We start from the raw sequence: 26,104 nt of genomic DNA, 5'->3' as shown, positions 1-26,104 counted from the left end.
CCGAAAGCCTAGACGGGCCGCTGGGACGCCGGGACCCCCTCGAAGTCAGCGCTTCTGGCGATCTCGGCCCACCGCTCGACCTGGTCCAGGCCGCGCCGGTGCGCACCCGAGATGCGTTCGACCGCCTCGCGCCCGAGCGGCAGCCGCAGCGGCAGCTCGTCGCCGTGTGCGAGGGTCACGATGATCTCCGCTGCCCGCGCGGGGTCGCCCTCCTGGAGACCGTCCACCCCCGCCATGTCGGCGCGGACGGCGGCGAGCACGTCACGGTAGGTCTCGGACGCCTCGGCGAACTCGAGCACGTCGCCCCCGTGGAAGCCGGTCCTGAACCGGCTGGGCTCGACGATCAGCACGCGGATGCCGAAGGGCGCGACCTCCCCGGCCAGGGCCTCGGACCAGCCTTCGAGAGCGAACTTCGACGCGGAATACGCCGACACGCCGGGGAACGACATCCGCCCACCCTGGCTGCTCATCTGCACGATCGTCCCGGTTCCCCGCGCGCGCATCGCGGGCAGCGCCGAGCGGACGAGCGCTGCGGGGCCGAACAGGTGCAGGCTCATCAGCTCACGCAGCTGCGCGTCGCTCACCTCCTCCACCGCTCCGACCACGGCCCGGCCCGCGTTGTTGACCAGCACGTCGAGCTGACCGAAGCGGTCGAGGGTGTCCCGCACGAGGTCCGCGGCCGCGGTGACGTCCCGCACGTCGTACTTCACGGTCATGCAGTGGTCCGGGTACGTGACCCGCAGATCGGCCACGCTCTCGGGCCGGCGTACCGCTGCCACCACGTGGTCGCCCGCCGCCAGCGCCGCCTCCGCCAACGCGCGCCCGAAGCCGCGGGACGCGCCGGTGATGATCCAGGCCTGTGTCGTCATGGCGGCAACGCTAGGACTTCGAGCGCGCTCGAACGCAAGCCCGCGCCATCCCCGACGGGACCTCACTCCCGGCGGCGCTCCCGTCAGGGCCTGCTCGATTCGAGCGAGCGTACGCGGGTGGGCGAGACGTCGCCGCGATAGACGATGACGACCGCGGCGAGGCAGACGGCCAGGCCGAGAGCGGTCTGCACGTGGAAGGGCTCACGGAACATGAGGGCTCCCCACACCGCCGTGACCGGGGCCATGAGGAACATGAGCGTGTTGACCTTGGTGACTCCGGAGCGCCTCAGGATGAGCCAGTACAGCCCGTAGCCGCCGAAGGTGGACAAGGCCACCAGCCAGGTGATCGCGATCCAGAACGAGGTGTCGGCGGGCGGCTGCGCGGCTCCCGCGCTCACGGCCAGTGCGGTGAAGATGACGGCGCTGGTGGCGCAGTGAACGGTCATCGACACCGCGGGGGCGATCTGCGTACGGGAGCGGCCCTGCAGCAGCGTGGCCGCCACCAGCGAGAACATGCCGAGGAGCGGGATGAGATAGGCCCACCAGGCCGCGCCGGCGCCGGACGTGGCATCGGCCAGGGTGACCATGGTCACGCCGCCCACTCCCACGCCCAGGCCGAGCCACTGCCTGCGTGCGACGTGCTGGTGCAGCAACGGCCCGGCGAGTGCTCCGGCGACGAGCGGCTGGACGCCGTCGATCAGAGCCGTGGTGCCGCTGGAGACCCCGAGCTCGATCGCGTAGTAGACGGTGAGCAGGTAGCCGCTCTGCGAGAGCACGCCGATCGTGGCCTGCCGGGCGACGTCTCGCACCGTGAGGACTCTCCACGACGTTCCCGAGAGGGCGGCGACGATCATCAAGATGACCGCCAGGGGCAGGAAGCGCCACATCAGGATCGTGACCGTGGAGGCGGTGCCCACGCCGAGCTTGGCCCCGATGAAGCCGGAGCTCCAGCAGAGCACGAAAGCGATCGAGAGCAGGAAATTCACGACGGTGTCCCTCACTATACCGATCTGTATACCTATCCCTTCACTATACAGATCGGTATAATCCAGGTCATGGGCAGCGACGACAGGCTCCAGCGGATCACGATGACCCCCGCCGCACGGCGCGTCCTGGAGGCCGCCGCGAGGCTGTTCTACGAGCGCGGCATCCATGCCGTCGGGGTGGATCTGATCGCCGCCGAGGCCGGGGTGACGAAGAAGACTCTCTACGACCGGTTCGGCTGCAAGGAACAGATCGTCGTGGAGTATCTCGCGGATCGCGACGAACGCTGGCGCGCCTTCCTCGCCGGCCACCTGGACGCTGCACAGCCGGCGCCGGCGGCGCGCGTCCTGGCCGTCTTCGACGCGTCACGCGAGTGGGCCGCACAGCACAGCCACAAGGGGTGCAGCATGGTCAACGCCCATGCCGAGATCAGCGATCCGTCCCATCCGGCCTACCCGATCATCACGGGTCAGAAGCAGTGGATGCTCACCCTGTTCACCGACCTCGCCCGGGACATCACCCCGGAGAGGGCCGCTCACCTGGGCCGGACGCTCATGCTGCTCCACGAGGGAGCGCTCGTCGCCCAGGGCCTGAACATCTTCGCGGACCCCATCGGCTATGCCCGCGAACAGGCACACGCCCTTCTCGCCGCCGCGTGAGGCCCGTGACAACCGGTCAGGATTCGAGAAGCGGGGTCTGAGGGCCGCGGCTAGCGTGACGGTCATGGCTTCCATCGAATGCGTCACCTTTGAGGTGGCCGACCCCGAGGCTGCGGGTGACATCTACACCACCGCCTTCGATCTGGGCACCCGAGTGCGACTGCGGTCCCCGGCGGCACCGACGACCGGCTTCCGCGGGTTCACCCTGTCGCTCGTCGTGTCCCAGCCGGCCACCGTCAACGCACTCGTCGACGCCGCCCTCGGCGCCGGCGCCACGGTGTTGAAGCCGGCCGCGAAGTCGCTGTGGGGCTACGGCGGCGTGGTACAGGCGCCGGACGGGACACTCTGGACGGTCGCGTCCTCGTCGAAGAAGGACACCGGCCCGGCCACCCGGCAGATCGACGAGACCGTGCTCCAGCTGGGCGTCGCGGACGTGGCCGCGAGCAAGCAGTTCTACGTCGACCGCGGCTTCGCCGTGACGAAGAGCTATGGCCGCCGATACGTCGAGTTCGCCGCTCCGTCGAGTCCCATCAAGCTGTCCCTCTACAAGCGGCGCGCCCTCGCCAAGGTCGTCGGCGTCGCTCCCGACGGGACCGGATCGCACCGGCTCACCATCGGCAGCGACGCCGGGCCTTTCACCGATCCGGACGGCTTCGTGTGGGAGGCCGCCTAGCGACCCTCAGCGCGTCGCGTCCAGGACCGGTTTCACGTCGACGACCGGGGTGCCGTCGACCGCCTCGAGTCCGGCCACCCGCACCCGGAGCCCGTCGATCGCGAGCACCCGGACGCGGTGCAGACCGATCGGATTGGGCCGGTCGGAGGAACGGGTGCTGAAGACACCCGTCAGCGGGTTCCGCTGATCGTCACGCGGATGCACGGCCAGCACGGATCGGTCGGCGAGGTGCAGCCACGTGAGGACGAACACCTCATCGCCGACCGCAAGATCACGGACACCATCGGCCACTGCGGGATCGAACGCCAGCCAAGCGTCCGGAGCGCCCTCCACGCCCTGCTTCGGCGCGTGAGCGCGATCCACCAGGGGCGATGCCACGACTCCGATGGGACGAATCTCGTACGTCATGGCTCCTCTGTACCGTGGACCGGCCCGAGGCGCCAGGCGGCGGGGGAGGCGGACGCGCGTGCCGCGACCTGATCCCGCCTGACAGTCCCTTCGGAGAGCCTGTCAGACCGCTGTCAGCGCGCATGCGCAGTGTTGGGGGCGTTCAGAACGGACCGCGGTAGCGGTCCTGCCTCCAACTCCGCGGGAGACTCTCATGCCCCATCCACGCCGATGGTGGATCCTCGGCGTTCTCTGCATGGCGCTGCTCGTGCTCAGCGTCGACAACATGATCCTCACGCTGGCCATCCCCGCGTTCATGCGCGAGCTGGGAGCGGGCCCGGGTGACGTCCAGTGGATCCTCGACGCCTACATCCTGGTGTTCGCAGGGCTGCTGATCACCGCCGGGAGCCTGTCGGACCGGTACGGCCGCCGCAGGCTCCTGATCATCGGGCTGGTCATACTCGGCGGAGCGTCGCTGGCGGCGGCGTTCGCCACCCAGCCGTGGCAGCTCATCGCGTGCCGCGCATTGATGGGCGCGGGCGCGGCCCTGGCCATGCCGAGCACCCTGTCCGTCCTCATCGTCGTCTTCGACGACAACGAGCGGCGCAAGGCGATGTCGGTCTGGGGCATGGTGAGCATGGTCGGCCTCGTGGCCGGCCCCACTCTCGGCGGCCTGCTGCTCCAGCATTTCTGGTGGGGTTCGGTCTTCCTGGTCAACGTGCCGCTCGCCGCGCTCGGCATCATCGGCGCGTACGCCGTCGTGCCGGAGTCGCGAGGGCCGGCGCGGCGGGCCGACCCGCTGGGAGTGTTGTCGTCGATCACCGGGATGGCCGCGCTGGTGTGGGCGATCATCTCCCTGCCGCACGCCGGCTGGTCGGCTCCGGTCGTGATCGCCATGGGCGTGGCCGTCGTCGCGCTCGTCGCCTTCGCGAGGTGGCAGTCCCGTTCGCGGCATCCGATGGTGCCGCCGGCGCTGTTCCGCGACCGCGAGTTCACCGGGGCCGCGCTGTCGGTGGTGCTGCTGGTGTTCTCCACCGCCGCGGTGCAGCTGGCGTTGACGCAGTTCCTCCAGCTCGTTCTCGGCTACGGCGCGATGGCGGCCGCGCTCGCCTTCGTCCCGCTGGCCGTGGCCGTGGCGGCCTTCAACCTCGTCGGCGCCACGCTGGCCGGGCGGTTCAGCAACAAGGCGCTGATCGTCGCGGGCATGCTGCTGATCGCCGCCGCGCAGAGCGTCCTCGCGCTGATCGGTCCCGGTGACGGCTATCCGCTCCTGGCCGTGGGGCTGGTGGTGATGGGCGCCGGCACCGGTCTCGCCACCCCGAGCGTCTACGCCACGCTCATGGGCGCCATCCCGAAGGAGCACGCGGGAGTGGGCTCGGCGGTCAACGACACCATCCAGCAGGGCGGTATGGCGCTGGGCGTGGCGGCGCTGGGCAGCCTGCTGTCGGCCGGCTATTCCGCCGCTCTGCCTGCGGGCGTGCCGGAGGCGGCGAGGACATCTCTGACGGACGGGCTCGCCACGGCCGCCGCGACGGGGTCGGCCGATCTGGCGCGGGTGGCGCGGGAGGCGTTCCTGTCCTCCATGTCGTCGGTGAGCACCGCCGCCGCCCTGCTGTCGGTGGCCGGATCCGTGCTGGCCTTCGCCGTCCTGCGCGGCCGTGCCCCCGCATCACCATCTGATCGAGAAAGGAAGACTTATGCGACGACTTGACGTGACGGCCTACCAGACGGCGGAGCGACTGCTGCCGCATCACCGCGCCAAGCTGGTGTCCGGCGGCAGGATCAGGCCCGTGTGGATCGACGGCGGCGCCCGCTTCTGGTACCGGGCGGGTACGCGGTTCGTCCTCGTCGACCCGGCGGCGGGCACGCGCGCCGCGGCCTTCGACCACGAGCGGCTCGCCACGGCGCTGGCGAAGGAGTCCGGGCAGGACGTGGACGGGGCGGCGCTGCCGTTCAGCACGATCGAGCCGACCGGCCAGGCGGTCGAGTTCGCCGCTTTCGGCACGCACTGGCGCTGCGATCTGGAGACGTACGCGGTGGAGAGGAGCGAGCCGCGCCCGGCCGTTGCCTTCGTCGAGGTCGCCTCGCCCGACCAGCGGCACGCGGTCTTCCTGCGCGACCACGACGTGTGGGTTCGCAGGCAGGCCGACGGCCGGGAATGGGCGCTGACGTCCGACGGGGAGCCGGATCGCGACTACGCCACCGCCCCCGACTGGTGGCAGAACTCGGTCCTGGTCAGGAAACTGGGATTCCCGACCATGCCACCGGCGGCGGCGTGGTCGCCGGACGGGGCACGCGTGCTCACCCACCGGACCGATCAGCGTGGGGTGCGCCGTAACCACCGGGTCGAAGCCCTGCCCGCGGACGGCGGCGCTCCACGGCTGCACACCCAGCGGTACGCCCACCCCGGCGACGAGCGGGTGCCGCTGGCCGAGCTGGTGGTGCTCGACATCGTGACAGGCGCCGTCGTACCGGCCCGCGCGCAACCGCTGCCCATGTCCGTGGTCTCGCCCATGATGACACGATGGGCGTGGTGGGCCGCCGACGGCTCGGCGGTGTACTACCTCCGGCAGCCCCGTGACGGGCGCAGCCTCTCGCTGCACCGGCTCGACCCCGCCACCGGCCAGGTGAGCACGCTGCTCACCGAGTCCGGCGAGACCAGGGTGGAGCCCAACCAGTGGGCGGAGGGGCAGGCGCCGATGGTCGAGGTGCTCGGCGGCGGAACCGAGGTGCTCTGGTACTCCCAGCGCGACGGCTGGGGACACCTGTACCTGTACGACGCCCGCACCGGCGCGCTGCGCGGTCAGGTGACCTCCGGCGACTGGGCGGTCCGGGACATCCTGCATGTCGACGAGGCCGAGCGGGTGGTGTACTTCAGCGCCGCGGGGCTCGTCGCGGAGGACCCGTATCGCCGCTCGGTGTGCCGGGTCGGGCTGGACGGTCGCGGGTTCGCCCGGCTCACCGACGACGATCTCGACCACGACGTGACGGTGGCGGCGAACGGGGCCTGCTTCGTCGACGCGGCATCGACCACCGGCACACCGCCGGTGACGACCGTACGCGGCTGGACCGGTGAGGCGATCGTCGAGTTGGAGCGCGCGGACATCACCGGCCTCCTGGCGACCGGCTGGACGCCTCCGGAGCGTTTCCGCGTCAAGGCCGCCGACGGGGTCACCGACCTCTACGGTGTGCTGTACCGGCCGCACGGGTTCGATCCCTCCCTGCGCTACCCGGTCGTCGACACCCCCTATCCAGGGCCGCAGACCAACCGTGTCCACCCCACCTTCGACCCCGGCCTGCTCGGCCACGAGGCCGAGGCGATGGCCGCGCTCGGCTTCGTCGTGGTCGCCGTCGACGGGCGGGGCTCACCGGGACGCGACAAGGCGTTCTCCGACGCCTCACTCGGCAACCTCGGCGACGCCTCCGACCACGTCGCCGCGCTCCGGCACCTGGCGCGGACCCGGCCGTGGATGGACCTCGACCGGGTGGGCGTGGTCGGCATCTCCGCCGGCGGCCACCAGGCCGTGCGGGCCATGCTCGACCATCCGGGTTTCTACAAGGCCGGGATCTCCAGCTGCGGGACCCACGAGCTACGGCAGGTGCACGCCGGGCACGCCGAGTTGTACCACGGGATGCCCGGCGAGGCCGACTACGCCCGGGCGTCCAACGTGGAGAGGGCCGACCGGCTGGCGGGCAAGCTCCTGCTGATCCACGGCGGCATGGATCCCAACGTCCTGCCCGATCACACGATGCGTCTGGCCGAGCGGCTCATCACCTTGGACAAGGACGTCGAGATGCTCATCGTTCCCGGCGCGGAGCACCTCTTCTTCGGCTACGAGCACCATGTGTACCGGCGCAGGTGGGACTTCCTGGTGCGGCACCTGATGGGGACGGAACCACCCGAGCACCGCATCACGCCTCTCGTCTTCGACGCCGACTTCCTGTCGGCGTGGTTCTGAGGCTCACGTAGCCAGCCGGTCGAGCGCCCGATCTCTGGGCAGCTGAGCGCCCCGGCGGTACGCCTGGCCGTACCCCGGGGCGCCGAGCCGTTCGACCAGCTCGGCGACCAGGGCGCGCAGCTCCGGATCGCCCTGGTCGAACACCCCGCGGATCGCCTGGCTCATCCCCAGGGCGGTGGCCGCCCCGCCCGGATCCCCCTCAGCCAGGAGCAGCCGGGCCAGCAGTTCCGCCGCCGGGGCGACGTCGCGCGCGGCGAACGCGGCCCTGACGGCGCTGGGGAACCTGCGCCGTGCCTCCGCCGTCCTCCCCGCGGCCAGCAGGGTGGCCACCCGCGCCGGCGCGACCAGGGCCTCGGTCGTCTCCTCCAGGACCGACAGCTCCCCGGCCAGCGCCTCCAGCCGGTCGAGCGCCTGGTCCGCCTGCGCTCCGTCGCCACGGCGGCGGTGCAGGTCGGCGACGCAGCGCTGCAGCTCCAGCTCGGCGTGCCGCTGGCCCCGGCCGCTCATCCGCCGTCGCGCCTCCGCCACGTCCCGCCACGCGCCCTCCATGTCGCCGCCACGCATCCGTGCGGTCGCCAGCCAGGTCCGATGCCAGGTCTCCTCCTCCGAGCCCAGCTCGGAAGCCAGGAGGACACCCCGTTCCGCGGCGATGATCGCCCGGTCGTGCTCGCCCCGGACGGAGTGGGCCTGCGCCGTGCTGATCAGCGCCAGCGCCAGCCCCTGGCGTTCGCCCACCTGTTCGTACCGGCGCAGCGCCTCCGCCCGCGCCGACGCGCCACCCTGCCAGTCACCACGGTCGGTGCGCACGTACGCCTCCACCCAGCAGGCGCACGCCCGCGCCCACGGTTCCTTGTGGTCGCGGGCCCGCCGCAGCTCGCGTTCGGCCAGGTCGTCGAGGCCGAGAAAGAACGCGGTCGGCAGGACCACCGGCACCAGGATGGGAAAGCGTTCCATCGCGCCGGTGCGGACGCAGTCGTCGATCAGCGAGCGGGCCTGCTCCCCGCCGGGCAGGTGCCCGCTGTTGCCGGCCAGCACGCGAACCGCGGTGAAGGCGGCCCTGACGTCGCCGGGCAGCAGGTCACCGAAGCCGAGCACCTCCTCCAGCAGCGACTCGGCCCTGGGGTCGAACCGCACCATGTTCCAGTACCAGGTCAGGGCGGGCAGGAACCGCCAGGCCGAGCCCGCGTCGCCGGCCGCCACGGCCATCCGCAGCGCGAGCACGAGGTTGTCGTACTCGGCGTCGAAGACCGCCATCGAGGTCACCTGCTCGCGAGTGTGCAGCAGCGGCTCGTGCTGCTCGGCCAGCCGCCGGAAATGCCGTACGAATCGGGCTTCCACCGCCTCCCGTTCACCGGCCTCCAGCAACTGCTCCGCCGCGTACGCCCGCACCGTCTCCAGCATGCGATACCTGGGCCGCGGCTCGCTGCCCGCCTCCACCATGGACTTCTCGACCAGCGAATCCAGCACGTACGCGGTGGCCCTGTCGTGGTCGTCGTGGTCGTCGGCATCGCCGGAGCACACCGCCTCCACCGCGGCTTCCGCGGCCCCGCCGGGGAACACCGACAACCGCCGCGCCAGCGTCCGCTCGGCCTCGGCCAGCGATGCCCAGCTCCACTCGACCACCGCGCGCAGCGTGCGCTGATGCGCGGGCGCCGCCCTGTTGCCCGAGGCGAGGAGCCGGAACCGGTCATCCAGCCGGCTCGCGATCTGACCGATGCTCATCGAACGCAGCCGGGCCGCGGCCAGCTCCAGCGCCAGCGGCAGCCCGTCCAGGCGCCTGCAGACGTCCACCACCGAGCCCGCCGTCGACTCGTCCAGCGCGAACCCGGGCCGCACACGGGCGGCCCTGTCGAGAAACAGCCGCACCGATGCCGTCGCGGCGGCCTCTCCTGTCGTCGCGGGGACGTCCAGCGGCCCGAGCCGGCACAGCGCCTCACCGACGATTCCCAGCGACTCCCTGCTCGTGGCGAGGACGGTCAGGTACGGCAGGCGGTCGAGCAGCCGGTGGGCCAGCTCCGCGACGTCCGCCACCAGGCGCTCGCAGTTGTCGAACACCAGCACCGCCGCACCGCCCGCGAGCAGCGCGGCCATGGCGTCGACCGGTTCCCGCGGTCCGGGGCGCCGTTCAGGACGGCGTGGACCGGAGGAACCCAGCGCGCCGAGCACGGCGTCGGTGAGCCGGTCAGGCGTGTCCACCCCGGACAGGGGGACGAACCACACCCGGCCGCTCCGGTAGGCCGGGTGCCGGGTCAGTGCCTCCACCGCCAGCCTGGTCTTCCCCACGCCGCCGGGACCGACGACGGTGACCAGCCGGGAGGTCTCCAGCAGCTCCAGCAGCAGTTCCAGCTCATCCTGCCTGCCGACGAAGCTGGTCAGCCACCGTGGCAAGCGGGGCTCGGCGTGCCGGACGGGCCCGTCCAGCTCGCCGCGGAGCATCGCGAGATGCGTCTCCCGCAGCTCATGGGAGGGATCGACGCCGAGCTGCTCGGCCAGCGCGGCACGCGTCTCCTCGTACACGGCTAGCGCGTCGGACTGCCGTCCGGCCGCGTGCAGAGCCCGCATGCGCAAGGCGGCCAGCCGTTCCCGCAAGGGGTGCCGGTCGCCGGCCGTCTCCAGGTCGGCCAGGACCTCGTGGTGCCTGCCGAGCCTCACCTCGGCGTCGAAGCGGTCCTCGGCCGCCGCCACCCGCGACTCCTCCAGCCGCGCCGCCGCCTCGCCGGCGAACGGGACGTCACTCAGATCGGCCAGCGCGGCGCCCTTCCACAGCCCGAGGGCCTCGCCGAACGTGGCGGCCGCCGCCTGCGGCCGATCGGCGGCCAGCTCCCGCCTTCCCCGCGCGGTCAGCTCCTCGAACCTGTGCGCGTCCACGTTCTGCCCGCGCACCACGAGCCGGTAGCCGCCCGCCCGCGACTCCAGCTCTCCGGCTCCCCGCAGGGCCCTGCGCAACCGGGACACCAGCGCCTGCAGCGCGTTGGCGGCGTCACGCGGCAAGTCGGCGGCCCACAGCGCGTCGATCAGCGTCTCGGCCCGCACCATCCGTCCAGGGGAGAGGGCGAGCCTGGCCAGCAGCAGGCGGACCCGGCGACCTCCGATCTCGATCGGCGCCCCGTCATCGGTGTAGGCCCGTATCGGCCCCAGCAACTCGATCCGCACACCACCAGCCTCTCAGAAGGTCATCGAGTGGCCGGGGGGTGGTTGCTACACCTGTAGCAGCCGGTGCTACAACTAGCGTCATGACAGAGGCCATCACCCGGCTCGGAAGGTGCACGTTGTGCGAGGCGATGTGCGGCCTGCGCGTCACCACGTCCGGCAACCGCATCGTCGGCATCCGAGGCGACGAGGACGACTCCCTGTCCGCCGGGCACATCTGCCCCAAGGCGCTCGCCCTGGCCGACCTCCGCGACGATCCCGACAGACTGCGCTCGCCCGTCCGGCGCACCGAGGACGGCTGGCGGGACATCTCGTGGGAGGAGGCGTTCGACCTGGTCGCCGAGCGTTTCGCGCGGCTCCGGCGGCGGCACGGCGCCGACTCGGTCGCGGTCTACCTGGGCAACCCCGTGACGCACAGCCTGGGCGCGATGACGCACGCTCCCGCGTTCGCCGACCTGCTCGGGACGCGCAACCGGTTCTCCGCGAGCTCGGTCGACCAGCTTCCCCATCAGGTGGTCGCCCGGCTGCTCTACGGCAACCAGTGGTTGCTGCCGGTCCCCGATGTCGATCGCACCGCGTACTTCCTGGTCTTCGGCGCGAACCCGGCCGTCTCCAACGGCAGCCTGATGACGGCGCCGGGGATGGGCCGCAGGATCCGGGCACTGCTGGCGCGGGGCGGCACGATGGTGCTCTTCGATCCGCGGAGGACCGAAACCGCCAGACTGGGCGCCGAGCACCACTTCGTCCGGCCGGGGACCGACGCGGCGCTCATCCTGGCCATGGTGCGGGTCATCCTGGACGAAGGTCTGGCGCGCCCCGCCGCCTACATCGACGGCCTCGACGAGGTGCGTGACGTTCTCGCACCCTTCGAGCCCGAGCGGGCCGAGGCCGCCGCCGGGGTCGAGCCCGGCACGGTCCGGAGGGTGGCCAGGGAGTTCGCGACCGCACCCGCGGCCGCGTGCTACGGCCGGATGGGCGTGTCCACGCAGCGCTTCGGCACGCTGTGCCAGTGGGGCATCCAACTGCTCAACATCGTCACGGGCAACCTCGACCGGCCCGGCGGCACGCTGCTCACCAGGCCCGCCGTCGATCCGATCAGGACGAGGCAGATCGACCCCGGCCACCAGGGCAGGTGGCGCAGCCGGGTGCGGGGGCTGCCCGAGTTCGGCGGCGAACTGCCGGTGGCCACGCTCGCGGAGGAGATCCGCACGCCGGGGCCCGGTCAGGTACGCGGCCTGCTCACGGTGGCGGGGAACCCGGTGTCGTCCACGCCGGGCGGGCCCGCGCTGGACGAGGCGCTCGCCGGTCTTGACTTCATGGCCTGCGTGGACTTCTACGTCAACGAGACCACGCGGCACGCGGACGTGATCCTCCCGCCGACGGAACCGCTGGAACGCGATCACTACGATCTGATCTTCCACATGCTGGCCGTCCGCAACACCGCCCGCTACGTGCCGGCGGTCTTCCCCAAGCCGCCCGGTGCCCGGCACGACTGGGAGATCTTCCGCGAGCTGGGTCGCAGGTACGGCCGGTTCCTCCGGTCCCGCGCCTGGCGTGCCGCGCTCATGCTGAGGATGCCGCCGGAGCGCATCGTGGACCTTGGCCTGCGGACCGGCCCGTACCGCCTGTCGCTGAAGAAGTTGCGGCGCAGCCCCCAGGGGGCGGATTTCGGTGAGTTGCGGCCCAGCCTGCCTCGGCGGCTGCAGACACCGCGCAGGCGCGTGCACGCCGCCCCGCCGTCCCTGGTCGCGGCGGCCGAGGAAGCGGTCTCCGAGCTGCTGGAGCCGCCGGAACCGGGCGCCCTGCTGCTGGTCGGCCGCAGGCAGTTGCGGGGCAACAACTCGTGGATGCACAACTCCGGCCGCCTCGTGAAGGGCAGGGCACGTCACCATCTGCTGATGAATCCCGGCGACATGGCGGCGCGCGGCCTGGGGGAGGGCGACCTCGTGAGCGTGCGTTCGCCTGCGGGCGTGCTGACGGTGGAGGCGAGCGCCAGCCAGGACATGATGCCGGGTACGGTGAGCCTGCCGCATGGGTACGGTCACGCCCTGCCGGGGGTTCGGCTGTCGGTCGCCCGGCGGCTGCCCGGCTCCAGCGTCAACGCCCTCACCGACCCTGCCAGCCTCGACCAGGTCAGCGGCACGGCGGTGCTCAACGGAGTGCCGGTCACCGTGGAGCGATGCCGGTGAGGACGCGCCGGCAGCGCGCCGCGGACGCGGCGATCGAGGTGATCGCCGAGCAGGGCATGCGAGGCCTGACCCACCGCGCGGTCGACGCCCGCGCCGCGTTGCCGCCAGGGAGCACGAGCAGTTGTTTCCGCACCCGGCTCGCGCTGCTCGACGGGGTGGTGAAACGTATGCGGGAGCTGGACGAGGCCACGATCGTACGGATCCCTCCCCACGCGTGGAACAGCAGGGAACGGTCCACGGCCGCCCTGGTCGGCCTGCTGGAGCACTGGCTGGGCCCGGCCAGGACACGGACCAGGGCGAGGATGGAGCTCTATCTCGACGCCGCGGCCCACGCCGCGCTCCGGGCCGGACTCGACGCCGCGAGCGAGGTGTTCCTCCGCATGGCCGCCGATGGCATGCGGGCGGTTGGGGTGCCCGGCGCCGACGACGCGGCGCGCATGCTGGTGGCCCAGCTCGACGGCGTGCTGTTCGACGCCCTTGCCCGCCCTGCCCCTGCGGACGGCGGCGCATGGGTGCGTTACGCCGCAGAGACGATCATGCGTGGGGTTCCCCTGTCCGATCAGGAACACGAGCCCGGCCTCGGTTGAAGGCGTGTGCGGCCCACGGCCGGGGCCGTCGCCCCTGGAGCACGTCCACCCGGCCGCACCCGAGCTTTTTCACCGGCGCGACGCCATGTGCGCCCCGCCCCGGCCCGCCGTCCACGTGCGCTGACCGTGCACCGCGTGCGGCTCCGGCCGCCGCGGGCGCGCAGACCAGGGTCGTCAGGTCGTCGGCGGGTTCGACGCGTCGGCGGACGACCGTGCGACGTGCCCGGAGCCGGTATGGACGTACGGCGTACCGGCCTGGGCGGGGAGTGTGACGACGACCTCGAAACCGCCGCCGGCCGCCGGGCCCCAGTGGACGGACCCGCCGTAGGCGGAGACGCGCTCCCTGATGCCCAAGAGCCCGTGCCCGCCGGTGGAGGAATGCTCGTACGGCGCGGTCACGCCGCGGCCGTCGTCGGTGATGCGGAGTTCGAGCGCGTCATCCCCATAGCGCAACCGCACCTGCGCCGTGTTCACACCGGGTCCTGCGTGCTTTCGCGTGTTGGTCAGCGCCTCCTGCACGATGCGGTACGCCGCGAGGTCGACGCCGCTCGGCAGGTCGCGTGGTTCGCCGTGCACGGTGAGCTTGACGGGCAGGCCCGAGCGTCGTACGTCCTCGACCAGCCGCTCGAGTTGCGCCAGGCCCGGTTGCGGCGCGTAGGGGTCGCGGTCCGGCCTGCCGTCCCGCAGCACCTCCAGCATGTGCCGCATCTCGGCGAGCGCGTTCTGGCCGATGTCGCTGATCGCCGTCAGTGCTCGCTGCGCGGATTCGGGCCGGCTGTGCATGCAGTGTGCCGCCCCGTTGGCCTGCACGACGATGAGGCTGAGGCTGTGCGAGACGATGTCGTGCATCTCCCGCGCGATCCTGGCGCGTTCCGCGGCGGCGGCGATCCGTGCCTGGTTGTCCCGGTCCCGATCGAGTTGCTCGGCGCGTTCCCGCAGTCCCGCCACGTAGGCGCGGCGCGTGCCGATGGTGTGACCCCACATCCACACCGACACGACGAAGATCGTGGCGGTGCACAGTTGGAAGGCCATCTCGAGTGGACGGCCTCCCCACCGCAGTGCGGCGAGGACGGCACCGAGCTCGACGACTGCCGCCGCCGCGACCGACACGCGCCGGTCACGGCTGGCGGCGACAGTGTAGAGCCCGGCGAGGAGCATGACGTTGGCCCACGCCGGGATCACTCCGAGCACCCACTGGGCGAGGGACACGAGGGCCGTCGCCGCGAAACTCGCGACCGGGTGGTCCCGGCGGTGGACGTACGGCAGGCACAGGCCCGCGGACACCAGCAGCGCGACGGGGTAGCGCGCCAGGTTCCCGGGGACGTACGCGGCCTGCACGGGCACGTTGACCACGAACACCGCCGCGGCCACGGCGCCGTCGACCACACGAGGATGCGCCCGCGCCCACGTCACCATTACGTTAGACACACTCGCAGTGTAGGAAGTCGGTCCGGGTGGTGATCGCCGTCAACGCACATCCGGACATTTCTGGATGTGCCCACCGTAGTCGCCCGCACGTCCCCAGGAAGGGGAGCAACGCACGATGATCCGCGTCGTACTGGTCGATGACCAGGAGTTGGTGCGGGTGGGCTTCCGCATGGTCCTCGACGTGGAGCCGGACATCGAGGTCGTCGGCGAGGCCGGCGACGGCGAGACCGCCGTGGAGCTGCTGCGGGCCGTCGCGGCGGACGTCGTTCTGGTGGACATCCGCATGCCACTGCTGGACGGCGTGGAGACGACCCGCCGCATCCGTGCGGCGGCCGACGGGCCGCGCGTGCTGATCCTGACGACCTTCGACCTGGACGAGTACGCCTACGCGGCGCTCAAGGCCGGAGCCAGCGGCTTCATGCTCAAGGAGGTCTCGCCGCCGGACCTGTTGTCCGCGATCCGCGCCGTGCACTCCGGCAACGCGGTGGTGGCGCCCAGCACGACACGGCGGCTGCTCGACCGCTTCGCCGGTCGGCTCGTCACCGACGACGACCCGCGCACGCCGGAGTCGCTCGAGGTGCTGACCGCACGCGAACGTGAAGTGCTCGTGCTGGTGGCTCGGGGCCTGTCGAACGCGGAGATCGCCGACCGGCTCCACCTGGCCGAGGCGACGGTCAAGGCCCACGTGGGCCGGTTCCTGACCAAGCTCGACCTGCGCGACCGGGTGCAGGCGGTGGTGCTCGCATACGAGACCGGTCTGGTCGAGGTCAGACCCAAGTCGTAAGCACCGCCGGTTGTTCGCCCTGAGGCCTAGAGAAAAAGCTCGACCTGGGGCCGACGCGGCCGCCTGACCGGCCGTACCAGGATGTCGGCATGATGACGAGATCGATCGCGCTGGTGGCCGCCGCGTGTCTCATGGCGACGGGCTCGACCGTCCCGGCCGCCGCCATGACCGCAGAGAAGATCGCCTGGAAGGACTGTCCTGGCGATGCCGTCCAGGGCACCGAGATCCGGTGCGCCGACCTCTCGGTTCCCGTGGACTGGCACCGCCAGAAAGACGACCGCACCACCGTCCGGCTGGCGAAACTTCCGGTCCAGAACCCCGCGCAGCGAGTCGGCTCGCTGCTGGTCGACCTGGGGGGCGATGGGTCCACGGCCGCGAACCTGCCGGGGATGAAGGACTACCTGGCGGAGCTGACCCGGTGGTTCGACGTCATCGCGTTCGACGCGCGAGGGCGAGGCGGCAGCAAGGGTGTCACGTGCGACACCGGGCCGGCCTATACCGCCTTGATGTTCTCCGGTGACAAGCAGACGTGGGACCGGTTCGTGCGGGACAACCGCAAGTGGGAGACCGCCTGCAGGAAGGCGGCGGGCCCGCTGGCGGGCAACCTGGATTCGTGGCAGGTGGCCCACGACATGGAGGCGATCCGGCACGCGCTGGGCGAGGGCAGGCTGAGCTACTACGGCAATTCCTACGGCACGGTGTTCGGCAAGGCCTACGCCGAGCTTTTCCCCACCAAGGTGCACCGGATGTATCTCGACAGCGTGGCCGAGCACACCGAGCGCTCACCCATGAAGGCCCTCGTGGCGACAGCCGAGCTCGTGGGCGACAAGTTCGAGCGGTTCGGCAAGTGGTGCGAGAGCGATGCCGAGTGCGCGCTGCACCCCAGCAACGCCCGAGACGTGTGGGATCAGCTGACGGCACAGGCGAGCCGGGACCCGCTGCCCGCCCCCGAGGCCGGTCAGGGCAAGACCGTCGACCCGGTGCAGTTGCGCATCAACGCGTTCCTTTCCGTGCCCAAGGAGTCCCGGTGGCCGCGGTTCGCTCAGGCGCTGGCCAAGGCCCGTGCGGGTGATGCGAGTGAGCTCTACATCACGCCCTCCGACGTTCCGACCGGCATCCGCGTCGACGGCCTGGCGTGGTGCGCCGACTTCCCGTTCACCCAGGACTGGAAGGGAATGACCGCGATCGAGCGCCGGCTCCGCGCGATCGCGCCACGCGCCGGCTGGCTGATGGCGAAGATGAACCATGGCCGGTGCGTCGGGCTGCGTCACCAGGGCTCCTTCCCGCCGCACGCCATCGCGCCCAAGGGGCTGCCCCCGGTGCTGCTCGTGAGCGGGCTGCGCGACGCCACCACTCCGCCTGCCGGTGGCCGGCTGCTGGCCGACCAGTTGCCGGGCTCGACCTGGGTCCGCGCCGACTCCGACCACGCGGTCTACCTGTCAGGCAACCGCTGCGTGCGCGACATCGTGCACCGCTACCTGCGAACGGGCGACCGTCCAGCACCGGGCCGCGTGTGTCCCGCCTGACAGAGGCCGTCTTGGCAGCCGCCGCCACAGGCTTTCGGCCTGGTCTGGACGGATCAGGTCTCCTGTGCACCCTCACTGTCAGGGCCCGTACGACGTCGGAGACGGCGTGGATTTCGGCGTGCCGGTGAGCCCGCGCGGTGGGCGGCACGGGCTCACGTCAGTGGGCGGTCGAGGCGCGTCAGTGGGTGTCGAGAGCGACGGCGATGTCGGTGATGGTCAGGGGGAACGGGTAGTCGCCGACGGGGGTGGCGGCGCCGGTGAGCAGGTCGACCGTGTTGAGCGTCGCGTCGCCGTCCACGACGAGGGTGGCGAAGGCCGAGTTCGAGATGGTCTTGCCGTTGCTCAGGTCGCTGTAGATGTCGAGACCCGCGTTCGTGGCGACAGGCATGCCGAGCGCGCCGGTCGGGGCCAGCAGGCCGTTGTTGGCCGGTGACTGGATGACGATCTGCGCGGTCGTGGTGTTGACGTCGAACAGCGTGGTCGCGGTGTCGCCGTTGAGGTCGTTGTTGGTGTAGGCGGCGGCGGTGACCCCACCGGCCGGCGAGCCGGGGCCGTTGCTCAACGGGGTGTCCGACACCGTCGTGCCGTCGTTGAGGTTGTGCCGCAGGTTCTGGCCGTTGTCGCTGATCACGCGCAGCCGGTCGGCGGCGGGATTGAAGTCGACGCCGAACGCCGTGCCTTTGAGCCCCACCTTCAGCTGGGAGACCTTGGTGACGACCACGTCCTGGTTGCCCGTCGGGAGCGAGATCGTGTAGATGCCGCCGTGGTTGCCGACGGCATAGAACTTGCCGTCCTGCACCCGGAAGTCGATCCCGATCACGAAGGTGTCGGTGACCAGCCCGGTGATCCGCCTGACCCAGTTGAGCTCTTCTGGCTTGTCGGTGGTGAACGTGGCCATCAGCCTGCCGTCATCGGTGATCCCGTACGCCCGCAGCGAGGTGGCCGCGGCTGAACGGGAGCTTTCCGCCAGGCTGGTTCCTGCCGGTCCGACAACGATGGCCGCCGCTGTCGCGAACGCGATCAGTAAGGCGACCTTTCTCGTGATCCGTGCTCGCATAGGGTGCTCCTCCATCGAGTTGTGCCGGCACGTTCAGGCAGCCCTTTGTCGCCTGCATTGACCGGCGTGTTGGCAGGCAGCACCAGCTTGTCCGGAGATGGCGGACGTGTCCTCGTGACAAATGTCAAAGTGCCCTGCCAGGAGAAAGGCCGCCTTTGTCATCAAGCGCAACCGCCTCGCGTACCGCGGGGGCGATCTCTCCGCCCCAGCGGCCGAGGGAGACGAGGTCCTGCATGCCGTGATCGGCGGCGAAGAGGGTGAAACCCGATGCGCCGTGCTCCAGCACGGCCCCGGTCAGCTCCTCGACCCACTGGGAGACGGAGCCGCCGAGCCACCGGCCGTCGCGGTCGCGCGTCGAGGTCAGCGGCCGGTCGGTGATGCGTCCCGGGAAGTTGAAGATCGTACGGATCTCGCGGGGATCGCGGCCCGCGGCCGCGGCCGCTTCGTCGATGATCGGCCGCGACGTCCGGTAGCGCTCGCTGAGCCAGTCGGCCGCGTGACCGGGGATCCAGCCGTCGGCCACCCGGCCGGTGGCGGCCAGGGACTTCGGGCCGACCGATCCGGTCCACACGGGAGGAGCGGCCACGGGAGCGGGCTCGATCCGGTCCACCTGGTAGTGACATCCCTGGTAGGTGACCGGTGGGCCTCCGCCCGACAGCAGCTTGATCAGGACGATCGCCTCCTCGAAGGCGTCCACGGCGTCGCCGGGTGACAGGCGTGGCACTCCCATGTCGGCGATGCGGTCCCACAGGCCCCCCGCGCCCACCCCGAGCACGACGCGGCCGCCCGACAGCGCGGACAGTGAGGTCACGGTGCGCGCCAGCAGGGGAGCGGGCCGGGTCGGCAGGTTGGTGACGTTGGCGAAGCCAGCGATGTGCTGAGTGCGCCCGAGGACGAAGCCGAGGGAGGCGTACGCGTCCAGGCGGCCGCCGATGTAGGGGTGGTCGGACAGCGAGAAATGGTCGAGCCGGTCACGGTCGGCCTGTTGAACGGTGCGCAGCAGATGTGACGTCTCATCGATGCCGCTGTGCGCGCCGAAGCCGAAGACGATTTTCTGTCCGGACATGGTTCTGTCCTTCGTTCGAGGGATTCCGGTGGGCGATCCGCCCGCGAAGGGTGTGCCGCAGACACGGGAAGGCGGCTCCTGCCAGAGCCGGTCCACCGAGGCCCGGGCACCCGCCGAACCTCCGCCGATGACCGCAACCGTACGCCCGGCACTCCGCGGGATCGCCCATTGAGTTCGTGTCACGAACTATAGTAGTTCGTAGAACGAATCGCAAAACGCCCGTCCGTGCACGGCCTTTCCGCCCGTTCTCCCGGGGTCCACGGCGGACCGGCCTTGCCCCATCGTGCTGCCCTGTCAGGCGGAGATGACGCACGGGAGCGTTCAGTTCGCTGAGCGAACTGCTGAGATCGGCGAGCGCTCAGCCCGCGTTCGACAGGCTGGGCGACGACTCCGCTTCCGGGCCGTCCCCCTGTCCCCGGTTCCTGGCCTGCGTCGAAAGGGCGTCCAGCTTGGTGTGCAGGCGCGCCAGCTCCTCCATGATCGTCCTGAGCCGGTCGTCGGTGCGCTGCTCCTCCGCGGAGGTGCTCTCGTCGTCCATTGCGTTGACGACGACCGCGATGAACAGGTTCAGCACCACGAAAGAGGACACCACGATGTAGGCCACGAAGAAGACCCAGGCCCAAGGATGAGCACCCATGATCTGGTCGGCGATTTCCGGCCAGCCCTCCCCGGTCATCACCTGGAACAGGGTGAACAGGGAGGTCGGAATCTCGGCGAACTCCGGCGCGGTCCGCCCGAACCACTGGGTGGCCATCACCGCCGCCACGTACATGATGATGATCAGCAGGCCGAGGATGGAGGCCATGCCGGGAATGGCGGCCATCAGCGCGGAGGTGACCCTGCGCATGCTGGGCACCACGGTGACCAGGCGCAGCGCTCGCATGATCCGCAAGGTGCGGAGCACGGAGGCCGGCCCGGAGGCGGGCACCAGCGCTATCCCCACGATGGCGGCGTCGAACCAGTTCCACGGGTCCTTGAAGAACGCGCCCCGGTGGGCGTAGAGGCGGGCGGTGAGCTCCAGCACGAACACCCCCACCACTACGCGATCCACGACGTGGAGCGGCTCGCCGATCCACCCCATCACGAAGGAGGAGGTCTCACAGCCGATCGTGATCGCGTTGAGCACGATGACCGCCATGATCGCCCGCTCGAACCGCGGGTGGGCGAGGAGGGCGCGCACGCGTTCTCGATCCAGCAACGTTCAGCCTCCAATGTCGGCGCCGGGGGCGTCGATCATCGTATGAGGTGAGATCTGCTGAGCAACGACCGGCATGCTCGTCCTGCCCTGCCCTGCCCGGCTTGTCGGTGGCGGGCATCGTGCTGAGCGGTCGGCCTTCGAACCCGCCGCCGGCGACGATCACCTGATCGCTGACGTGGTCGGCCTCTGGATGAAACCGAACGCCACGGCGTTGTTGACGATGACGCCGCCGAAGGCGTCCACCGCCGCGCCGACGAACGCCGGAGCGAAGCCGTCGCCGGTGATGCTGCCGGCGAACGGCAGCGCCGTGCCGCCGTGGACCTCCACCGCAACCCCGCGGGTCGCCCGGCACAGGTCCTTCCAGGAGAGCGTGACGGCGCTGGTCCTGGCGGTGTTGTGCGACGACTCCTGACGCTGGGCGCGCGGCCCGGCCCGGAGGTCCGCCGGCGGCTCCGCGCCTGACCGCGTCGAGGGTCAGGGCGGCCGGGTCGTCAGGCGTTCTCGGCGTCGACCGCGTCCGCGAACGCGCGCATGGACGTGAAGGTCCAGTCCGGGGTGACGCCGGCCGACGGCTCCGGTGTCGCGCCCCAGCCCGCGTTGTCGTGACGGCGGTTGATCCACACCGTCGGCAGGCCCGCGGCCTTGGCCGGCACGTGGTCGTGGAACAGGCTCTGCGCCACGTGCAGCAGCCTGCCCTCGGTCACTCCGAGCCGCTCGGCCTCGCGCGCCAGCGCCTCGAAGTTGCGGGGATCGGGCTTGTAGGAGCCGATGTCCTCGGCGGTGAGGACGCTGGTGAAGGTGGTGCCGAGGCGCTTGCCGGAGCCGGCGAAGGAGGCGCGGTCCACGTTGGACAGGATGATGAGCTTGTAGCGCCGCGAGAGCCGCTCCAGCGCCTCCGCCGAGTCGGGGAACGCCGGCCAGTCCGGCACGGAGACCGCCAGCGACTCGGCCTCGTCGTCGCTGACCGGCACGCCGAGCTGCGCGCCCAGGCCGCGCATCGCCCGCGCGAGGATCCTCGGGTAGAGGTCGCCGGGGTGGTCGGCCTCGGCCTGCGCCTCATGCGTCGAGTACGCCGTCAGCAACTGCTCGCCGGTCATCCGCAGGTCATGCGCGCCGGCCCATGTGCGCAGCACGGTCGCGATGCCGGCCTCCCAGTCGATGAGGGTCCCGTAGCAGTCGAAGCTGAGGGCGTCGAAGTCGTTGACGTTCACTGTGCGTGCTCCTGGATGAGGTCGAGGTAGAAGCGTTCCGAGTCGTCGCAGTGCGTGTGCCAGGCGGCCTTGGCCCGCTGGACGTCGCCGGAGCGCAGCGTCTCGAGCAGTAGCTCGTGCTCGCGCGCCAGGTCGGAGACGCTGTCGTAGGTGGGGCGAAGCTGGGCGATGAGCAGGCGCAGCTCGGCGCTGAGCTCGTCGAAGGTGCGCAGCAGACGGGCCGAGCCCGCGGCCACGAACACGGCCCGGTGGAACGCCACGTCATGGCCGGCGACCACGTCCCACGAGACGTCGTCGCCCAACGCGGAGCACGCCTGCGCCGCCGATGCGATGCCGGTGAGCGGCCGCGCCAGCGACATGATCATCTCGACGGCGGCCGTCTCGATCGGGCGACGCAGCCGGCCCAGGTCGATCGCGTCCTCGGCGGTGAACGACCGGACCTGCGCGCTGCGTCCGCGTCCGCGATCGAGTAATCCTTCCGCCACCAGCGTCTGCACGGCTGCGCGCACCGTGGGCCGGGCCACGCCGAACTCCTGCGACAGGTCGGTGTCGCGTAGCTGATCCCCGCCCCGGTAGCGGCCGGACAACAACCGGCGGCGCAGCTGGTCGGCGACCGCGTCCGCCACGGTGACCGTGTGAATCGACATGGCTAACTGTATAACAGCTATACAGTTGGCCAGGCAAGCGGCCACAGCAGGCGGCACCGCACCGGCCCGGGCTAGTGGCGCGCGAGGGCCGGGCTAGCGGGATCGTGAAACATCCGGTTCGTGGATCTCCTGCTCGTCGCGTGCCAGGCCCTCATCGGGACCGTGTCCGCCGTCACGGCGATCCCGGAGTCGTTCAAGGACAGGCTGGGGAGAGTGTGATGCAGTACTTGGTCGCCGCGGTCGGGCTGGTCGGGCTGCTGTGCATGGTGAACCTGCTGCTGACCGTCGGCGTGATCCGCCGGCTGCGCGGCCCGGGCACGAGCACGCCGCCGCCGACGATGGCGGAAGGCCTCTCGCCCGGCACGACGGTCCCGCGGTTCGCCGCCATGACCACGAGCGGTGAGCCGATCTCCGACGAGCTCCTGGGCGCACCCGCGCTGGTCGGCTTCTTCTCCCAGGGTTGCCAGCCCTGCAAGGAACTGCTCCCGCTCTTCGTGGAGCGGGCACGCGGCACGTCGGACGCCGTGCTCGCCGTGGTCGCCGCCGACCCCGGCGAGGACTCCGTGGCCGACATCGGACCCCTCGCGGAGGTGGCACGTGTCGTCACGGAGGCGCACCAGGGGCCCCTCCAGGCGGCGTTCAGGGCCAACGCGTACCCGACGGTCATCACGATCGACGCGGGGGGCACGGTCGCCTTCAGCGGCCACACCATGCCCGCCGAGGTCAAGGCGCCATGAGGCGGGCGCTCCTCGCCGCGGTGTGCGGGCTCGCGGGTCTGACCCTGCTGGCCGTACGGCTGCGCGCGAGATACATGGTGATCCGTGTCCACGGCAACAGCATGGCCCCGGCGCTGACCGACGGGGACCGGCTCCTGTCCCGGCGTACGCATCTCGCAACGCTGCGCAACGGGCAGATCGCCGTCGTCCTGAGCCCTCTCCCGATCGGCGGCAAGTTCCTGATCAAACGCATTGCCGCCCTGCCCGGCGATCCGGTCCCTGAGCACGTACGGAAGGCCGTCGATGACGACGTCGTCCCGGCCGGCAGGTTCGTCCTGATCGGTGACAACACCGAGGCCAGCTTCGACTCTCGCGAGCACGGCTTCTTCCGCGCCGACGACCTCCATGCCGTCACCATCAGGAAGCTGGAGCCCCAGCATGGCCGCTGACGGGGTGCGCCTGACCGCCTCCGCGCGTGAGGCGGCGGCAGCCGGCTGGAGCAGCGCCGCCGTCCTCATGATCGGGTACGCGGGCACGCTGCTGGGCCTCGCTGTGGTGCCGGTCGCGGCGGCCTGGCTGACCAAGCTCGTCATCGACGGCCTCACCGGGGCAGCCCCCCTGGCCGAGCTGCTGGGCCTCGCCGCAGGGCTGGCCGGCACCGGCGTCGCCGCCGCGGTCCTGCCGCACGGCTCAAGGTATCTCGGCAACCAGATCGGCCGGGCCATGATAGCCACGACGACGGACCGGCTCTTCGCGGCCACGGCAGGCTTCCCAGGGCTGCGGCCTTTCGAGGATCCACGCTTTCTCGACCGGCTGCGCCTGGCCCAGGAGGGGACGTCCAGGGCCGACAACATCGTCACCGAGTCATTCGGCCTGGTCCGCTCCGCCGTCACCGTGGTCGGATTCGTCGGCGCCGTGCTGGTGATCAGCCCGGTCATGACGCTGATCGTGGTGTGCGCCGCGGTGCCGGCGCTCGTCGCGCAGCTGAAGTTGTCCCGCCAGCGTACGAACATGATGTGGGAGATCGGCCCGGCGGAGCGACGGCAGCTCTTCTACAGCACCCTGCTCAGCACGATCGAGGCGGCCAAGGAGATCAGGCTCTTCAACACCGGCGGGTTCCTGCGCGGCCGTCTCATGGCGGAGTTGTCGACGGCTCATGCGGGCAAGCGGCGGATGGACCGCAAGGAGCTGTCGGCGGAGGGGGCGCTCGCCCTGCTGTCCGCCGTGGTGGCCGGGGGCGGACTCGTCTGGGCCATAGCCGCGGCCAGGACCGGCGCGCTCACCGTCGGGGACGTGTCGATGTTCACCGCCGCCGTCGTCGCCGTCCAGGGCGGGCTCAACACCCTGGTCACCGGCATCGCGATCGCCGATCACAACCTGCGGCTCTTCGGCCACTACGTGGCGGTGGTCAGGGCCGAGCCCGACCTCGTCGTGCCGGTCGACTCCGCGCCGCTGCCGCCGCTGCGGCGCGGGATCGAGCTGCGCGACGTGTGGTTCCGCTACAGCGACGACCATCCCTGGATCCTGCGCGGCGTCGACATGTTCATCCCGTACGGCGCGGCCGTCGCGCTGGTCGGGCTCAACGGCGCCGGAAAGAGCACGCTCGTCAAACTGCTCTGCCGCTTCTACGATCCGAGCCGGGGAGCGATCCTCTGGGACGGAGTCGACCTGCGCGACATCCGGCCGGACGCGCTGCGGGATCGGATCAGCGGCGTCTTCCAGGACCACATGACCTATGACTTCTCCGCCCGCGACAACATCGGCGTGGGAGACGTCAGTGCCCGCGACGACCTGGACCGGATCCGCGCCGCCGCGCGAAAGGCGGGCGTGGACGAGTTGCTCGCAGCCCTTCCCCGCGGCTACGACACGCTGCTCACCCGGATGTTCATCAGCGAGGAGGACCGCGAGGACTCCTCGACCGGCGTCGTGCTTTCGGGCGGCCAGTGGCAGCGAACCGCCCTGGCCAGAGCCTTCCTCCGCGACGGACGGGACCTGATGATCCTCGACGAACCGAGCTCGGGTCTCGATCCGGAGGCCGAGGCGGACGTGCACGCCCGGATGCGCCGGCACCGCGCGGGCCAGACCAGCCTGCTCATCTCGCACCGGCTGAACACCGTTCGTGACGCCGATTTGATCGTCGTCCTCAAGGACGGGATCGTCGCCGAGCGGGGAGATCACGACGACCTCATGGCGGTGGACGGCACCTACGCCCGCTTCTTCCGCCTGCAAGCCCGCGGATATCACGAGATGGCTCTCAGTGAAACCGCGTCCAGTGAACCCGAGTCGGTGAAGGAGGTGAGAACAGAATGCTGGACAAGCTCATCGACCGGTTGATTCCCACGGTCAAGGCCGACGCGGCGTGCACCCCGAGGTGTGTGCAGGTCAGCTACGACCCGAACACCGGGTGTTACAAGATGAGGTGCTATCAGAGCGACTGCACCTACCGCTTGGTCACCCTGTGCTAATAGGCCGCCGGAGAAAGGTGGGACACGTGAAACTCATCACCAACTTGGCGGACCGGATCGTCGCCTTCGTCGTACCGTCCGGCGACGCGCAGGCCGCCTGCACCGCACGGTGCATGCTCGACCACACGACCTGTACGGGCAGCATCTGCTGCGCCTACTTCAAGTGCTGGAGGAGCGACTGCTCGGTCTACTGGAAGAAGCAGTGCGCCTAGGCAGGTAAGCGGGACCCTCTGGCAGGCGCCGGCCAGAGGGGCTCCGTAAAGCTTCGGGGGCAGGCGTGCGGCTGAAGGGCCCGAGGCCGGGCCCCTTCAGCCGCACGGGTCTGCCGCCGATCAGCGCCGGTGGCGGCGGCGCCGGCGGCGGCTGTAGGAACTGTCGTTGTCCGGTGGCGGCGTCGGCAGGCTGAGACGAGGCGAGGGCAGGATCCTGGCTGCGGTCAGGCGGCTCGGCGTTCTCATGGTGGCGGCTCCTAACGTGGTGGAGCGATCGGCGCGGCTGCGCGTGCAGCCTCGCCTGGGGGAGCTACCCGGGGCGCCAATGCGACAATCT

General features: G+C 71.0%; 24 protein-coding genes. 14 read left to right on the top strand and 10 right to left on the bottom strand.

Features of this window, described 5'->3' with window-relative positions:
* Positions 1 to 8: 8 nt before the first annotated feature.
* Together E1294_RS03225 and E1294_RS03220 are read right to left on the bottom strand one after the other, a co-directional pair.
* Positions 9 to 869: an SDR family NAD(P)-dependent oxidoreductase gene (locus E1294_RS03225; RefSeq protein ID WP_132504264.1), complete on the bottom strand. Its 861-nt coding sequence runs from the start codon at positions 867 to 869 to the stop codon at positions 9 to 11.
* An 83-nt stretch (positions 870 to 952) separates the two neighbouring features.
* Positions 953 to 1,855, bottom strand: coding sequence for a DMT family transporter (locus tag E1294_RS03220; protein WP_132504262.1), 903 nt, complete (start codon positions 1,853 to 1,855; stop codon positions 953 to 955).
* A gap of 69 nt (positions 1,856 to 1,924) precedes the next feature.
* Between E1294_RS03220 and E1294_RS03215 the strand changes: the two genes are divergently transcribed.
* Both E1294_RS03215 and E1294_RS03210 read left to right on the top strand, forming a co-directional pair.
* Positions 1,925 to 2,512: a TetR/AcrR family transcriptional regulator gene (locus tag E1294_RS03215; protein ID WP_165977056.1), complete on the top strand. Its 588-nt coding sequence runs from the start codon at positions 1,925 to 1,927 to the stop codon at positions 2,510 to 2,512.
* 64 nt (positions 2,513 to 2,576) lie between these two features.
* On the top strand, positions 2,577 to 3,185 hold the full coding sequence (locus tag E1294_RS03210; RefSeq protein ID WP_132504260.1) for a VOC family protein: 609 nt from the start codon (positions 2,577 to 2,579) through the stop codon (positions 3,183 to 3,185).
* Positions 3,186 to 3,191: 6 nt separating this feature from the next.
* On the opposite strand, the gene tsaA is transcribed toward E1294_RS03210, so the two are convergent.
* The gene (gene tsaA / locus E1294_RS03205) at positions 3,192 to 3,593 is read right to left on the bottom strand and encodes a tRNA (N6-threonylcarbamoyladenosine(37)-N6)-methyltransferase TrmO (protein WP_132504258.1); all 402 of its coding nucleotides are present in this window, start codon (positions 3,591 to 3,593) and stop codon (positions 3,192 to 3,194) included.
* Between the two features lie 193 nt (positions 3,594 to 3,786).
* Here tsaA and E1294_RS03200 point away from each other — a divergent pair, with 193 nt between their 5' ends.
* A complete protein-coding gene (locus E1294_RS03200) occupies positions 3,787 to 5,283 on the top strand; it encodes an MFS transporter (protein WP_132504256.1) in 1,497 nt (498 codons plus the stop codon).
* Positions 5,270 to 7,531: a S9 family peptidase gene (locus tag E1294_RS03195; RefSeq protein WP_132504254.1), complete on the top strand. Its 2,262-nt coding sequence runs from the start codon at positions 5,270 to 5,272 to the stop codon at positions 7,529 to 7,531. The genes E1294_RS03200 and E1294_RS03195 overlap by 14 nt, the downstream gene beginning before the upstream one ends.
* Positions 7,532 to 7,534: 3 nt before the next feature.
* On the opposite strand, the gene E1294_RS03190 is transcribed toward E1294_RS03195, so the two are convergent.
* On the bottom strand, positions 7,535 to 10,684 hold the full coding sequence (locus E1294_RS03190) for an AfsR/SARP family transcriptional regulator (protein ID WP_132504252.1): 3,150 nt from the start codon (positions 10,682 to 10,684) through the stop codon (positions 7,535 to 7,537).
* 80 nt (positions 10,685 to 10,764) lie between these two features.
* Here E1294_RS03190 and E1294_RS03185 point away from each other — a divergent pair, with 80 nt between their 5' ends.
* Positions 10,765 to 12,870 (top strand): molybdopterin-dependent oxidoreductase, encoded by a 2,106-nt coding sequence (locus E1294_RS03185; RefSeq protein WP_132504250.1) that lies wholly within the window; start codon positions 10,765 to 10,767, stop codon positions 12,868 to 12,870.
* A complete protein-coding gene (locus tag E1294_RS03180; RefSeq protein WP_132504248.1) occupies positions 12,861 to 13,457 on the top strand; it encodes a TetR/AcrR family transcriptional regulator in 597 nt (198 codons plus the stop codon). The genes E1294_RS03185 and E1294_RS03180 overlap by 10 nt, the downstream gene beginning before the upstream one ends.
* Positions 13,458 to 13,631: 174 nt before the next feature.
* Here the strand turns inward: E1294_RS03180 and E1294_RS03175 are convergent, their stop codons facing one another.
* Positions 13,632 to 14,885, bottom strand: coding sequence for a sensor histidine kinase (locus E1294_RS03175; RefSeq protein ID WP_246082776.1), 1,254 nt, complete (start codon positions 14,883 to 14,885; stop codon positions 13,632 to 13,634).
* Between the two features lie 115 nt (positions 14,886 to 15,000).
* Here E1294_RS03175 and E1294_RS03170 point away from each other — a divergent pair, with 115 nt between their 5' ends.
* Entirely contained in the window at positions 15,001 to 15,669 is a 669-nt protein-coding gene (locus E1294_RS03170; protein ID WP_132504246.1) for a response regulator, read from the top strand.
* Positions 15,670 to 15,758: 89 nt separating this feature from the next.
* Positions 15,759 to 17,195, top strand: a complete 1,437-nt coding sequence (locus E1294_RS03165) for an alpha/beta hydrolase (RefSeq protein ID WP_132504244.1) — start codon at positions 15,759 to 15,761, stop codon at positions 17,193 to 17,195.
* A gap of 178 nt (positions 17,196 to 17,373) precedes the next feature.
* Here the strand turns inward: E1294_RS03165 and E1294_RS03160 are convergent, their stop codons facing one another.
* The 3 genes from E1294_RS03160 to E1294_RS03150 all read right to left on the bottom strand — a co-directional run bounded on the left by E1294_RS03160 (position 17,374) and on the right by E1294_RS03150 (position 20,516).
* A complete protein-coding gene (locus tag E1294_RS03160; RefSeq protein WP_132504242.1) occupies positions 17,374 to 18,252 on the bottom strand; it encodes a DUF4394 domain-containing protein in 879 nt (292 codons plus the stop codon).
* 124 nt (positions 18,253 to 18,376) lie between these two features.
* A complete protein-coding gene (locus E1294_RS03155; RefSeq protein WP_132504240.1) occupies positions 18,377 to 19,318 on the bottom strand; it encodes an LLM class flavin-dependent oxidoreductase in 942 nt (313 codons plus the stop codon).
* A gap of 358 nt (positions 19,319 to 19,676) precedes the next feature.
* Positions 19,677 to 20,516, bottom strand: coding sequence for an ion transporter (locus tag E1294_RS03150; protein WP_132504238.1), 840 nt, complete (start codon positions 20,514 to 20,516; stop codon positions 19,677 to 19,679).
* Positions 20,517 to 20,589: 73 nt separating this feature from the next.
* Here E1294_RS03150 and E1294_RS52365 point away from each other — a divergent pair, with 73 nt between their 5' ends.
* Positions 20,590 to 20,928, top strand: coding sequence for a hypothetical protein (locus tag E1294_RS52365; RefSeq protein WP_165977055.1), 339 nt, complete (start codon positions 20,590 to 20,592; stop codon positions 20,926 to 20,928).
* A 79-nt stretch (positions 20,929 to 21,007) separates the two neighbouring features.
* Here the strand turns inward: E1294_RS52365 and E1294_RS03140 are convergent, their stop codons facing one another.
* Together E1294_RS03140 and E1294_RS03135 are read right to left on the bottom strand one after the other, a co-directional pair.
* Complete coding sequence (locus E1294_RS03140; RefSeq protein ID WP_132504236.1) at positions 21,008 to 21,727, bottom strand: haloacid dehalogenase type II; 720 nt, start codon at positions 21,725 to 21,727, stop codon at positions 21,008 to 21,010.
* Positions 21,724 to 22,374, bottom strand: coding sequence for a GntR family transcriptional regulator (locus E1294_RS03135; protein ID WP_132504234.1), 651 nt, complete (start codon positions 22,372 to 22,374; stop codon positions 21,724 to 21,726). Before E1294_RS03135 ends, E1294_RS03140 begins: the two co-directional genes overlap by 4 nt.
* Before the next feature lie 218 nt (positions 22,375 to 22,592).
* Here E1294_RS03135 and E1294_RS03130 point away from each other — a divergent pair, with 218 nt between their 5' ends.
* From E1294_RS03130 to E1294_RS03115, 5 genes are read left to right on the top strand one after another with little or no spacing between them, the layout of a single operon-like run.
* Positions 22,593 to 23,111, top strand: coding sequence for a TlpA family protein disulfide reductase (locus E1294_RS03130; RefSeq protein ID WP_132504232.1), 519 nt, complete (start codon positions 22,593 to 22,595; stop codon positions 23,109 to 23,111).
* Positions 23,108 to 23,539, top strand: coding sequence for a S26 family signal peptidase (locus tag E1294_RS03125; RefSeq protein ID WP_132504230.1), 432 nt, complete (start codon positions 23,108 to 23,110; stop codon positions 23,537 to 23,539). The genes E1294_RS03130 and E1294_RS03125 overlap by 4 nt, the downstream gene beginning before the upstream one ends.
* A complete protein-coding gene (locus E1294_RS03120; protein WP_132504228.1) occupies positions 23,529 to 25,424 on the top strand; it encodes an ABC transporter ATP-binding protein in 1,896 nt (631 codons plus the stop codon). The genes E1294_RS03125 and E1294_RS03120 overlap by 11 nt, the downstream gene beginning before the upstream one ends.
* Positions 25,397 to 25,555, top strand: a complete 159-nt coding sequence (locus E1294_RS52360) for a hypothetical protein (RefSeq protein ID WP_165977054.1) — start codon at positions 25,397 to 25,399, stop codon at positions 25,553 to 25,555. The genes E1294_RS03120 and E1294_RS52360 overlap by 28 nt, the downstream gene beginning before the upstream one ends.
* A 26-nt stretch (positions 25,556 to 25,581) precedes the next feature.
* Positions 25,582 to 25,767: a hypothetical protein gene (locus E1294_RS03115; protein WP_132504226.1), complete on the top strand. Its 186-nt coding sequence runs from the start codon at positions 25,582 to 25,584 to the stop codon at positions 25,765 to 25,767.
* Positions 25,768 to 26,104 lie beyond the last annotated feature (337 nt).

Source organism: Nonomuraea diastatica (assembly GCF_004349015.1).
GTDB classification, from domain to species: domain Bacteria; phylum Actinomycetota; class Actinomycetes; order Streptosporangiales; family Streptosporangiaceae; genus Nonomuraea; species Nonomuraea diastatica.
Note: the sequence above shows the minus strand (reverse complement) of the source record. Positions and strands in the feature narration are given on the sequence as shown.